The following is a 12,220-nucleotide window of genomic DNA, read 5'->3' as shown; positions in this document are numbered from 1 at the left end:
TCGATGGGTTGGTGGCGGCTCAACCCACCGCAGCAGCTTTGGTTTCCGACAGTGCTCCGCGTTCGGGGTAGTGGCAGGCGGTGAGTTGGGTGCCGCCGTCGCGGGTGATCAGGGCGGGTTCTTCGGTGGCGCAGTGGTCCTGGGCTTTCCAGCAGCGGGTGCGGAAGCGGCAGCCTGATGGTGGGTTGAGTGGGGTGGGTACGTCCCCGGCCAGGCGGATCCGCCCGGCTGGGCCGAGGGTGGTGACGTCGGGGATGGCGGACAGCAGGGCTCGGGTGTAGGGGTGTTGGGGGTGTTGGTAGATGTCGTTGCGGTCGCCGATTTCGACGATTTTGCCGAGGTACATGACGGCGACGCGGTGGCAGAAGTGGCGGACGACGGCGAGGTCGTGGGCGATGAAGACGAAGGCCAGGTCGAGGTCGCGTTGCAGGTCGCGCAGGAGGTTGATGACCTGGGCCTGGATGGAGACGTCGAGGGCGGAGACGGGTTCGTCGGCGACGATGAGTTTGGGGCGTAGGGCGAGGGCGCGGGCGATGCCGATGCGTTGGCGTTGGCCGCCGGAGAATTCGTGGGGGTAGCGGTTGTAGTGCTCGGGGTTGAGGCCGACGAGTTCGAGCAGTTCCTGGACGCGTTTCTTGGTGCCGCCGGGTGGGTTGATGCCGTTGACCTGAAGCGGCATGGCGACGATGCGGCCGACGGTGTGGCGGGGGTTCAGCGAGGCGTAGGGGTCCTGGAAGATGATCTGCAGGTCCTGCCGCAGCGGCCGTAACTCACCGCGGCGGGCGTGCGTGATGTCCCGCCCCGCGAACTCGATCGACCCGGAGGTGGAGTCCAGCAGTCGGACCAGCATCCGCCCGGTGGTGGTCTTCCCACAGCCCGACTCCCCGACCAGGCCCAACGTCTCCCCCGGCCGGACGTCGAAGTCCAGCCCGTCCACCGCCCGCACGAGCGCGCGGCCGCCGAGGGCGCCCCGGACGGGGAAGTGCTTGGTCAGGCCGCGCACCCGCAGCAGCGCCTCGGGTGCGCGCGGCTCGGGTTCGCCGACGATGGCGGCCGGAAGCCGGCCGTTGACCGTGCTCATCTCGCCACCCCCACCTGGGCGATCTCGTCGCGGTAGATGCGTTGCCGGGCGGCCTCCGGCAGGTGGCAGGCGACCAGATGCCCCCGCTCGACCACCTGGCGCAGCTCCGGCACGTCGGTGCGGGAACGGTCGCCGTTGCGGTCCGCGTAACGGCAGCGCGGGTGGAAGGCACACCCCGAGGGCAGGTTGATCAACGAGGGCGGATTGCCCTTGATCGGCACCAGGTCCGCGTCCGCGTCACCGTGCAACGACGGCACACTCGACAACAACCCCCACGTGTACGGATGCTGCGGCCGCCGCAACACCTGCTCCACACTCCCGTGCTCGACCGCCCGACCGCCGTACATCACCAACACGTCATCCGCCACCTGGCTGACGACCCCAAGGTCATGGGTGATCAGGATGATCGCCGACTGGAACTCCTGCTGGAGGTCTTCCAGGAGGTCCAGGATCTGCGCCTGCACCGTCACATCCAACGCCGTCGTCGGCTCATCCGCGATCAACAGATCCGGATCGTTCACCAACGCCATCGCGATCATCGCCCGCTGCCGCATCCCACCCGAAAACTCGTGCGGATACTGATCGAACCGCTTCCCCGGCTGCGGAATCCCCACCCGACCCAACATCTCCACCGCCCGGCCGCGGGCCTCCCGCCGGCCGGCCCGCGGATGATGCACCCGATACGCCTCAGCGATCTGCCTACCCACCGTGTAATACGGATGCAGGGCCGACAACGGATCCTGGAAGATCATCGCCATGTCCCGGCCCCGCAGCCGCCGGACCTCCTCCTCCGGCAGGCCCACCAACTGACGGCCACCCACCGAGATCTCCCCGCTGATCGTGGCCCGCTTCGCGTTGTGCAAACCCAGGATCGCCAACGACGTCACGCTCTTACCCGAACCCGACTCCCCCACAATGCCGAGGGTGCGACCCCGCTCGACCGAGAACGACACCCCATCAACGGCACGGACCACGCCGTCCTCGGTGTCGAACCGCACCCGCAGGTCCTTGACCCGCAGATAGGGGCCCTCGCCCGAGCGGGAGGCCGGTAGCTTCACCATCTCGATCCCTCCGTCAGTTCAGCCGGACCCGCGGGTCGATGACCGCGTAGAGCACGTCGACCACGATGTTGGCGACCACGATGAACACCGCCGCCAGCAGCACGGTCGCCATGACCACCGGCAGGTTGAGGAACTGCACCGCCTCCACGGTCGCCTTGCCCAGCCCCTGCAGACCGAAGATGGTCTCGGTGATGAACGTCCCGCCGAGGCTGGTGCCGATGTCCAGGCCGGCGATGGTGACGATGGGCGTGATCGCGGCCCGCAGCGCGTGCCGGGTGTGCACCTGCCGCGTGGAGAGCCCCTTGGCCCGGGCGGTCCGCACGAAGTCCTCCGACAGGGTCTCCAACATCTGCGCCCGGGACAGCCGGGCGTACAGCGCCGAGTTGAGGAAGCCGAGCGTCATCCAGGGCAGCAGCAGGCCCACCGCCCACCGGGCCGGGTTCTCGGTCAACGGGGTGTAGCTGGGGAACGGCAGCAGGCCGGTGGCGTACACCAGCAGGTAGAGCAGGACCAGCCCGAAGAAGTAGACCTGCATGGACGCCCCGGCCAGGGTGATGCCGATCGCGGCCCGGTCGAAGACCGTTCCGCGGCGCAGCGCCGACACCATGCCCAGCGAGATGCCCAACGCCAGCCAGAGCACCGCGCCACCGAAGACGATGCTGAGGGTGACCGGCAGCCGCTGGGTGATGATCTCCGTGACCGGCTGGTTGTTGCGGAACGAGTAGCCCAGGCAGGGTGCCGGGCAGTCCTGCCGGAAGTCCCCCGAGCCGTACGTGCGGCCGACGAAGACCCCCTTGACGAAGTCCGCGTACTGGCGGGGCAACGGCTGGTCGATGCCGAGCCGCTGCTCGACCTGCGCGATGTCCTCGGTGGTGCAGTTCTTGCCGCACATCACCTTGGCCGGGCTGCTCGGCACCGCGAAGAAGAGACCGAAGGTGACCAGGCTGATGACCGCGAGGGTCACCGCGGCGACGACGAGCCGCCGGAGGACGAAACGGAACACGGGAACACCTCCCCGATGGACGGTGGGGGCGGCCCGGACGAGGGCCGCCCCCACGGCGGTCACTGCTTCACATAGATGCCGTTGAGCGAGATGATCCCGAAGGCGTCGCTGAGGAAGGCGTTGCCGACCTTCGACCCGTGCAGCTCGTAGGCGGCGTCGTAGTAGCAGGGCACGACCGGGACGTACTCCCGCATGATCTTCTCGTCCAGGGCCATCCACCCGGCGTCCTGCTCGGCGGCGGGCAGGTTACGGACCTGGTCGACCTCGGCGCCGATCGACGGCTCGTTGAGGTACGAGACGTTGTTGTTCCCCTCGGCGACGATCTCTCGCCCGTCGTACACCGGCGGGATGACGGTCGAGCCGGTCGGCCAGTCCGAGCCCCAGCCGCTGATGTAGAGGTCGTACGGGTTGTTCTTGCGGCCGATCTCGTCGTAGTAGCTGCTGCTCTCGATGGGCTTCATCACGATGTCGAAGCCCATGTCGGTGAGGTTCTTCCGGATCGCCTCGGCCTGCTGGGTCCGCAGCTCCGTGTTGGAGTGGGCGAAGACCAGCTTCGGGCGCTTGCCGGCGAGCAACTCGGTGACCTTGGCCTTGTCACCGGTGACCGGGGCGTTGAAGACGTCGTACTTCTTCCAACCGGCCGTGGTCGGCGACATCAGCGTGGTGGCCGGGGAGCCCGCCGCCTGCCCACCGATCGCCTTGAGCGCGGCGTCCTTGTCCACGGCGTAGTTCAGCGCCTTGCGGACGTTCAGGTCGGTGACCCGCTGGGTGTTGATGTTCAGCACCCAGGTGTACTGCGTCGGGCCCTTGACGACCCGCTCGACGACGCCGGCCGCAGTGGTCCGGGGCAGTACGGCCGGCGGCACGTCGGTCCAGCTCAGCGCGGCCTGGTCGGCCTGGGCGTCGGCGACGAGCCGCTCGGCGATCTGCGCCTGCTCCAGGCCGAAGGTGATCCGGATGGCGTCCGGGTACGCGTTGCGGATGGGGTCGGTCTTCGGGTCCCAGTTCGGGTTGCGCTCCAGTTCCAGCGCCACGTCCCGCTGGTACGACTTGACCTTGTACGGCCCGGAGGAGAAGGGCCGCAGGTCGTAGTTGGCCCGGGTGTCCTTGGCCGCGGGCACGGGCGCGCTGGTGGGCAGCGCGGCCGCGTACGGCAGGTCGCAGTGCGCCTCCGGGAAGGTGAACCGGATGGTGCGGTCGTCGGGCGTCTCGATGCCGTCCGGCGCCGGCTTGCCGCCGTCGTACGGCCCCTGGTACTTCGCGTTGTACGCCCCACCCGGGTAGAGCCACTGCTGGATGTAGTGCGGCCCCTCGTTGAGGTTGGACGCGAACGAGCGGGCGATGCCGTAGGCCACGTCCTTACTGGTCACCGGAGAGCCGTCCTCGTACTTCACCCCCTCGCGCAGGGTGAACTCCCACACCTTGCAGTCCTTGTTGACGTCCTTGCCCGGATCGGTGGCGAGGTCGCCGACGAGCAGCAGCTTGCCGGTGCCGTCCTCCTTGTAGCCGTTGAGCGCCCGGTAGAGGAGCCCGCCGGTGACCTGCTGCACGTTGACGTAGTTGCGGGCCGGGTCGAGGTGCTCGAAGTCGGAGTTCTGCATGATGGTGAGGGTGCCGCCGCGGGCGGCCCCGTCGACCGCCTTCGCCGGGCCCTGGTTGTCGGCGGGCTCGTAGGAGACCGAGCCGGTCTGGGTCTTCGTCTTGTCGTCGCCGCCACCACCGCTCTCGGTGGTCGGGCTGCAACCGGCGGCGACGAGCGCCGCGGCGAGGACACCGGTGGTCAGTGTCCGGGTTCGTGCTCGCACGGTGTGCTCCCTTTCCCGCCCGGCGGCCCCGCCGGCCGGGCGTGTTTGATGGTCGGGGGTTACCGGGTCGACCGGGGATCCAGCGAGTCGCGCAGGGCGTCACCGAAGAGGTTTAACGCCAGGACCAGCAGGAAGATCGTCAATCCGGGGAACAGGGTGTACCAGGGGTCGCTGGCCACGTAGCCGATGCTGTTGTAGATCATCCGGCCGAGGTCAGGCGTGGGTTCGGTGACGCCGATGTTGACGAAGGCCAGGGCGGCCTCGATGGCGATGAACTGCGGCACGTTCAGCGAGACCGTGACCAGGATCGGGGCCCAGATGTTCGGCAGCAGTTGCCGGAACAGGATGTGCCCGGTGCCGGCGCCGGCGGCCCGGGCGGCCTCGACGAACTCCCGCTCGCGCAGGGAGATCACCTGGCCGCGGACCAGCCGGGCCGTGTACGTCCAACTGAACAGGCCGAAGGTGGCGATGATCAGGGCAACCCGGAAGGCCGGCGGCGGCGCCTCCCGCTCGGTGTAGAAGCGGTCCTGCAGGATCGGGATCACCGCGAGAGCGAAAATGAGGAACGGGAATGCCAGCGTGAGGTCGACCAGCCAGTTGATGACGCTTTCCAGCCAGCCGCGCGCCCACCCGGCCACCACACCCACCGTCACCCCGATGACCGACGCCAGCAGGGCCGAGGCGAAGGCGATGAACAATGACGTCCGCAGTCCGTACACCAACTGGAGCATGATGTCCCGTCCGCTGCCCGGTTCGAGTCCGAGCCAGTGTTCGGAGCTGACGCCGCCGGCGTAGCCGATCGGCATTCCGAAATCGTTGAGCCGATCCACGAACTTGTCCGTCGGGTCCATTCCGGTGAGCCAGCCGAGCAGCGGCGCGCAGAGGGCGACAAGGGCGGCGACGACCAGCGTCAGGGCGCTGAGCCGGGCGGTCCGGTCCCGCTTGAGCCGCAGCCAGGCGAGCTGATTCGGCGACCGGCCGACGATCTCCCGCCGGCCGCCCTCAGGCGGGGATTCGGTTTCGACGGCGACGTCCGGGGCGGCCGGGTCACCGTGCGCGGTCAACGACGGTGGCTGGGACATGTCGCTCATGAGGAGCCCTCCCGACGGCGACGAAAACGTCCTGCCACCCGACGGTAAACCGCTGGGGAACGGCGAATTGAATCGTTACGGTAACGGCCGGATCGGTTGTCAGACATTGACAACGATCTGGTTTACGAAATGACTCGGTGCAATAACGGACCGATTTGGTTGTCATCCGTTCGGCCATCTTCCCGACAGTTTCCGAATACGCTGCGACGGGCCCGCCTTCCGGTTGTCACCCGTTCGGACATTCCCGCCCGCCCGCACCCGGCTCTCCGTCGCCCCGGCCCGGCGACCGCCAGCCGGCTCGCCGCCCGCGTCGTCGGTGCCCTCGACGCCCTGGCTGGGACCCGGGCGCCGCCCGGCTCAGCGGCCGAGCGAGATGGAGGCCCGGTTGATGTAGCCGATCTGGACGGCGAAGGCCGCCAGCACCACCACCACGCCGACCGCGATCGCCAGGCCGGGTGCGGCGCCGGACAGGCCGCTCAGCAGGGTGGCGCCGAGCCCGATCAACAGCGCGTTGACCGCGCCGACCAACGCGGCCGCGGTCAGCAGCATGTGCCGGCGGCCGGGCCGGCTGCCCACTGCCGCCCACTCCGCCCGCGTGCCGCCACCCTGGGTCAGGGCGTCGGCGAAGAAGCCCTGGTCGTCGGCGAACCGCCGGTGATACCAGGCGCGGATGCGCTGGATCCGCTGCAGGTCCACCTCGTTCTCCACCATGCTCTGCACCAGCCGGGCGAAGGTCAGCAGCCCGGTGATCACCAGGGTCGGCAGCACGGCGCCGAGGTACGGCCGCAGCAGGTGCCCGCTGCTGGAGACGAAGCCCAGCCCGATCAGCGCGGCGGAGAGCATCGACATGAAGATCGTGGCCCGGCCGACTGACTCGGTTATGGTGGCGCTGCGGGAGGTCTGGAGCACGAAGTGCTCGGTGGTTACTGCGGTGAGCAGCGCCTGCTCCCGCGCCTGCTCGTCCATCCCGCCGCCTCCTTCGTCACCCCACGATACGGAGCAACGCCGCATCTCGGGGCAGAACAGGCACGGTGTCGCCCCGCCCGCCGCCCAGCCGCGGCGGGGGCGGGACAATGGCATCCGGATGCGGCGGTGGTGGCCGGTGGTGGCGAGACGATGGGAGGCCGGGCAGGGTGTCCGAGGCGGCGGAACGGCAAGCGGTGGCGAGCGCGGGGCGTGAGCTGCAGGCCGATTGTGCCCGGTGCTTCGGAATCTGCTGCGTCGCGCCCGCGTTCGCCGCCTCCGCCGACTTCGCCATCGACAAGCGCGCCGGGCAGCCCTGCCCGAACCTGCGCCCCGACTCCCGCTGCGGCATCCACAGCGACCTGCGGCAGCGGGGTTTCCCCGGCTGCACGGTCTTCGACTGTTTCGGCGCGGGCCAGCACGTGGCGCAGGGGACCTTCGGCGGGCGGGACTGGCGGGCGGACCCGGCGAGCGCCCGGCGGATGTTCGACACCTTCGCGGTGATGCGACCGCTGCACGAGCTGCTCTGGTACCTCACCGAGGCCCTGGCGCTGACCCCGGCCGGCCCCCTGCGGGACGACCTGGCGGCTGCTCTGGCCGAGACCGGGCGGCTCACCGACGGCACACCGGACGAGCTGCTCGCGCTGGACGTCGACGCCCAGCGGGACCGGGTCAACCAGCTGCTGTCCCGGGCCGGCGCGCAGGCCCGGGCCGGGCGGGAGGGCGTGGACCGGCGCGGGGCGGTGCTGATCGGGGCGGACCTGCGCCGGGCCGGGCTGTCCGGGGCGAACCTGCGCGGGGCCTGCCTCATCGGCGCGGACCTGCGGGGCGTGGACCTCGGCGCGGCCGATCTGACCGGGGCGGACCTGCGCGGCGCCGACCTGCGCGGCGCCGACCTCGGGCGCTGTCTCTTCGTGCATCAGTCGCAGCTCGAGGCGGCCCGCGGCGACCATCAGACCGTCCTGCCGCCCCGCCTGCGCCGGCCCGCGCACTGGTCGCTGGCGGTCACCCCGGCCCAGCCCTCGCGCGGGCGGCCCGGCTCCGCACGCCGCTGACCGACTCCGGATGCGGCATCCCGCGCCGTCCCACAGCGCGGACCCCGCACCCTGCCGCACACCGGGTGGATCAGGCGGGACGTCGGAACTACTCGCCCCGGACACGGCGTTCGCCCTGCGCCAAGGGGGCCGGCCGGGCGGTGTCGCACGTTTCGGGGCGCCGGAGCGGGGTAGCCGGAGTTGGCGTCACCTCGGGCGACGCGGGTGACGCGGCACCGACGGGAGGCGGATTGGTGAAGTATCGGGTACGCCAGGGCGAGCAGCCGGTCGATCCGGCGCACGCCGAGGACGAGGCCGGTCAGGCCCGACTGGTCCAGGTCGACGCGGACACGGACGTACCGGCGCCGGAGCCGGGCACACCGAAGCCGGACGTGGTCACCGAGGACGACGGCTCCGGGGTGGCCGGCGGGTCGTCGGGCACCAGCGCCGGCGGCTCGTCGATGCCGACGCACCCGGATGCGCCCCGCTGACCGGGGGCGTTTACCCACGAGCGACGCGGGCAGGAGTTCGACATGACGAAGGAGCATTTCGGCCGCGCGCCCACGGACGAACCGGACGGCGCCACCGCGTACGAGGCGTCGCTGCGACCGCCGGGCGAATCCCTGCACACCACCGACGACACCGGCGACGACTTCGCCGACCTGCCGGCCGAGGATCGACGCTCCGCCCGGGAGACGAGCCGGGCGGGCTACGACGTCGACCAGGTCTCGGGCACCGGCGAGCTGCCGAACGTGGAGTGATCCGGCCGGGTCGGCGGGTCGAGGCTGATCGCGCCCGACGGGCAGAGGTCGACGGCCCGCCGGACCCGGTCGGCCGCGTCCGGCGCGGGCTCGGCGCGGCGGAGCACCACGAGGCCGTCGTCATCGTCCTGGTCGAAGACCTCCGGCGCGGTCACCACGCAGTTGCCCGACCCGCAGCAGCGGTCCCGGTCCACTCGTATCCGCACGCCCGCCGCCTCGGTCACCACGTCACCGGCAGCGCGTCGAGGCCGAAGACGACCGAGGTGTCCCGGGTCGGCAGCCGCCCGGCCTCCGTGGCGGCCCGCAGCCGGGGGAACCGTCGGGCCAGTTCCACCAGGGCGACCCGCAGTTCCGCCCGCGCGAGGGGCTGGCCGATGCACTGGTGCACGCCGAACCCGAACGCCAGATGCTGCTACGCCTGCCGGTACGGGTCGAACTCGTCGGCCGCGTCGAAGACCCCCGGGTCCCGGTTGGCCAGGGAGAGCACCCCGATCGCACCCTCCCCCGCCCGGATGAGCTGCCCGCCAATCTCGACGTCCTGCATGGCGAGCCGGGGCAGGCCGGTGCGCACGATGCTCAGGTAGCGCAGCAGTTCTTCGACCAGACCGTCGGCGTGCCCGGGGTCGGCGCGCAGGGCGGCGTACCGGGCGGGGTGGCGGAGCAGCAGCAGGGTGCTCAGCCCGATCATGTTGGCGGTGGTCTCGTGGCCGGCGATGAGCAGCAGCACCGCCATGCCGACCAGCTCGTCGACGGCGAGCTCTCCGGTGTCGACCCGGTCCCGGGCCAGGCGGCTGAGCAGGTCGTCGGTGGGGGTCCCGGCGGCCACTTTCGTCTCCACCAGCCGGTGCAGGTAGTCGCGCAGCTCCCGCACGTGCAGCTGGACCCGGTCCGGTGGCGCGTCGCGGTCGATCAGGGTCCGGCTGCGTTCCTGGAAGAAGTCGTGGTCGGCGTACGGGACGCCGAGCAGGTGGCAGATCACCATCGAGGGCACCGGCAGGGCGAAGTGCGCCACCAGGTCGGCGGGCGGGCCGGCGTCGCGCAGCCCGTCCAGGGCCCGGTCGACGGTCTGCTGGATCAGCGGCTCGATCCGCCGCACGTTCTTGATCATGAACTCCGCGGTGAGCATCCGGCGCAGCCGGGAGTGCTCGCTTCCGTCCATCCGGATGAAGCCGCCCCGCCGGTCGCTGGGCGTGCCGGGGGCGACCCGGCGCAGCAGGGGGAAGCCCGGTCGGCTGAGGTCGGCGCTGAAGCCAGGGTGGCGCAGCAGTTGCCGGACGTCGGCGTGCCGGGTGACCAGCCAGGCGGTCTCGTCGGTGGGGAGCCGGACCCGGGTGACCGGCCCGGAGAAGCGGTGCCGCTCTGCCGCGTCGAGCGGGACGAGCGGGTCGCGGTCGAGGTTGATCGGCGGCCACAGGGGCAGGTCGGTGAGCGGCGCAATGGTCACGCAGACACCTCCGGGGGCGACTGTCCGTGACGACATCGATCCGTTACGTTACTCATTGACGGGGTTCGACACAACCCGCCGGCGTCAGCGGGCGGCGACCGCCTCCGCCCGTGCCTCGGCCATGCCCCGGTTGGCCAACGCGTCGGCCCGCTCGTTCTCCGGGTGTCCGTTGTGGCCCTTCACCCACAGCCAGGTCACGTCGTGCCGGGCGCAGGCGGCCTCCAACCGCTGCCACAGGTCGGCGTTCTTCACCGGTTGCTTCGCCGCGGTCAGCCAGCCGTTGCGCTTCCACGAGGCGAGCCAGCCGGTGATGCCGTTGCGGACGTACGTGCTGTCGGTGTGCAGGCGCACGGTGACCGGTCGGGTCAGGCTCTCCAGCGCCTGGATGGCGGCGGTCAGCTCCATCCGGTTGTTCGTCGTCGGCGTCGCCTCGCCGCCGCACAGCTCGCGCTCGTGGTCGCCCCAGCGCAGCAGGACACCCCAGCCGCCGGGGCCGGGATTGCCGCTGCACGCCCCGTCGGTCCAGATCTCCACGACCCTGCCGCTCACGTCGTCCGCCATGCCGGCAACCTACCCGGTACGCCCGCCGGCGCGAGCATCCGACCCGGCCGAGCCGGGTCCCGGAAAAGCCCGCGACGCCCGCCCGACGGCCTGGCAGGGTGACCGGTGGTGGACGGACGTTGGGACGGCCTGCGGGCCGCGGTACGCACGACGATCGACGAGCTGGTCACCTCCGGCCGGGAGGCCGGGGTGCAGGTGGCCGCCTACCTGGACGGCGAGCCGATCGTGCAGGAGCAGGCCGGCCTGGCGGACCTCGCCACCGGGCGACCGATGACCGCCGACACCCCGATCCACGCGGTCTCGACCGGCAAGGGACTCACCGCCACCGTGGTGCACGTGCTGGCCGAGCGCGGGCTGCTCGACTACGACCTGCGCATCGCCGACGTGTGGCCGGAGTTCGCCCGGCGGGGCAAGGACCGGATCACCCTGCGGCACGCGCTCACCCACACCGCCGGGCTGCCCGCGCTGCCGGCCGACACCACCCCGGAGGACTTCACCGGCTGGGACCGGATGTGTGCGGTGATCGCCGACGCCGAGCCGCTGTGGGCGCCGGGCGCGCGGCTGGCGTACCACGCCTGGACGTTCGGCTGGATCGTCGGCGAGGTGGTCCGGCGGGTCACCGGCCGGCCGATCTCGCAGGTGCTCGCCGAGGAGGTGGCCGGCCCGCTTGGCGTGGCCGGGGAGCTGTTCCTCGGGGTGCCGGAGGCGGACCTGCCCCGGCTGGCCCGGCTGGAGGACGCCGGCCTGACCGCGATGATCGCGTACGCGAGCGCGCACCTGCCGAACTTCGACGCGGTGGCCCCGCCCGGCGTCCGACCCGACGCGGCCATCGGCAGCCGCCCCGACGTGCTGCGCGCCGACGTGCCGGCGGTCGGCACGATGAGCGCCCGCGCGGTCGCCCGGATGTACGCGGCCCTGCTCGGCCCGGTCGACGGCGTACGGCTGATCTCGCCGGAGCGCCTGGAGGAGGTGTCGGCGGTGGCGGCCCGCGGCGAGGACTGGGTGTTCGGGCAGGAAGTGACCTTCGGCCTCGGGTACGCGGTCGACGGCGACGGGTCGTTCGGCACGGCCGGCAGCGGCGGAAGCCTGGCGTTCGCGTACCCGGCGTTGGGGCTGACGGTCGCGGCGGTGCGCAACCGGCTCGGGGCGGGCGACGGCGACCCGATGGACGGCCTGCGGAGGCTCGTGCGCGACGCGGTGGTCGCCGGATCCGCCTGAGCGGACCGGGCCGGCAGCGCCGGATGCGTCCGGTGTGGTGGCTGACCTCTCGCCGTGGACGAGGTTCCGCCCGGTCTTGCCGCCGCGACCCGACGCACCCTTTCGGCGGCCGTCTGGTCGGCCGCTCGGCTGCCTGGGCTGACCGGACGAGGTGGTCCGGCCCGTCGGTCAGGTGCCCGGATCGCACGAGCGGCCCGG

At 71.5% G+C, this 12,220-nt stretch carries 12 protein-coding genes and 1 pseudogene; 4 read left to right on the top strand and 9 right to left on the bottom strand.

The window, feature by feature from the left end; translation table 11 throughout:
* Positions 1-19: 19 nt before the first annotated feature.
* From A6A27_RS11555 to A6A27_RS11530, 6 genes are all read right to left on the bottom strand, one after another.
* Complete coding sequence (locus A6A27_RS11555) at positions 20-1,081, bottom strand: ABC transporter ATP-binding protein (RefSeq protein WP_083672560.1); 1,062 nt, start codon at positions 1,079-1,081, stop codon at positions 20-22.
* Positions 1,078-2,142, bottom strand: a complete 1,065-nt coding sequence (locus A6A27_RS11550; protein ID WP_073834570.1) for an ABC transporter ATP-binding protein — start codon at positions 2,140-2,142, stop codon at positions 1,078-1,080. The genes A6A27_RS11555 and A6A27_RS11550 overlap by 4 nt, the downstream gene beginning before the upstream one ends.
* Before the next feature lie 13 nt (positions 2,143-2,155).
* On the bottom strand, positions 2,156-3,145 hold the full coding sequence (locus A6A27_RS11545) for an ABC transporter permease (protein WP_073834569.1): 990 nt from the start codon (positions 3,143-3,145) through the stop codon (positions 2,156-2,158).
* A gap of 59 nt (positions 3,146-3,204) precedes the next feature.
* The gene (locus A6A27_RS11540; RefSeq protein ID WP_073834568.1) at positions 3,205-4,950 is read right to left on the bottom strand and encodes an ABC transporter substrate-binding protein; all 1,746 of its coding nucleotides are present in this window, start codon (positions 4,948-4,950) and stop codon (positions 3,205-3,207) included.
* Between the two features lie 59 nt (positions 4,951-5,009).
* Positions 5,010-6,032, bottom strand: a complete 1,023-nt coding sequence (locus A6A27_RS11535; RefSeq protein WP_073834624.1) for an ABC transporter permease — start codon at positions 6,030-6,032, stop codon at positions 5,010-5,012.
* A gap of 366 nt (positions 6,033-6,398) precedes the next feature.
* Positions 6,399-7,007 (bottom strand): hypothetical protein, encoded by a 609-nt coding sequence (locus A6A27_RS11530; RefSeq protein WP_073834567.1) that lies wholly within the window; start codon positions 7,005-7,007, stop codon positions 6,399-6,401.
* A gap of 194 nt (positions 7,008-7,201) precedes the next feature.
* Between A6A27_RS11530 and A6A27_RS11525 the strand changes: the two genes are divergently transcribed.
* The 3 genes from A6A27_RS11525 (at position 7,202) to A6A27_RS11515 (ending at position 8,799) form a co-directional block, all read left to right on the top strand.
* A complete protein-coding gene (locus tag A6A27_RS11525) occupies positions 7,202-8,059 on the top strand; it encodes a pentapeptide repeat-containing protein (RefSeq protein WP_073834623.1) in 858 nt (285 codons plus the stop codon).
* A gap of 233 nt (positions 8,060-8,292) precedes the next feature.
* Entirely contained in the window at positions 8,293-8,529 is a 237-nt protein-coding gene (locus tag A6A27_RS11520) for a preprotein translocase YidC (protein WP_073834566.1), read from the top strand.
* A 42-nt stretch (positions 8,530-8,571) separates the two neighbouring features.
* Positions 8,572-8,799 (top strand): hypothetical protein, encoded by a 228-nt coding sequence (locus A6A27_RS11515; protein ID WP_073834565.1) that lies wholly within the window; start codon positions 8,572-8,574, stop codon positions 8,797-8,799.
* Here A6A27_RS11515 and A6A27_RS11510 read toward each other — a convergent pair.
* From A6A27_RS11510 to rnhA, 3 genes and pseudogenes are all read right to left on the bottom strand, one after another.
* The gene (locus A6A27_RS11510; protein WP_083672567.1) at positions 8,748-9,005 is read right to left on the bottom strand and encodes a ferredoxin; all 258 of its coding nucleotides are present in this window, start codon (positions 9,003-9,005) and stop codon (positions 8,748-8,750) included. The two genes, A6A27_RS11515 and A6A27_RS11510, sit on opposite strands and share 52 nt — an antisense overlap.
* Positions 9,006-9,019: 14 nt before the next feature.
* Positions 9,020-10,243: pseudogene (locus tag A6A27_RS47125) on the bottom strand (cytochrome P450).
* Between the two features lie 84 nt (positions 10,244-10,327).
* Positions 10,328-10,804, bottom strand: a complete 477-nt coding sequence (gene rnhA / locus A6A27_RS11500; protein WP_073834563.1) for a ribonuclease HI — start codon at positions 10,802-10,804, stop codon at positions 10,328-10,330.
* Between the two features lie 108 nt (positions 10,805-10,912).
* Between rnhA and A6A27_RS11495 the strand changes: the two genes are divergently transcribed.
* Positions 10,913-12,022, top strand: coding sequence for a serine hydrolase domain-containing protein (locus A6A27_RS11495; RefSeq protein WP_198940271.1), 1,110 nt, complete (start codon positions 10,913-10,915; stop codon positions 12,020-12,022).
* Positions 12,023-12,220 lie beyond the last annotated feature (198 nt).

The sequence above is a fragment of the Micromonospora sp. CB01531 genome (genome assembly GCF_001905095.1).
Taxonomy (GTDB): domain Bacteria; phylum Actinomycetota; class Actinomycetes; order Mycobacteriales; family Micromonosporaceae; genus Micromonospora.
The sequence above is the reverse complement of the archived record's forward strand: the minus strand, read 5'-3'. Positions and strand labels throughout refer to the sequence as shown.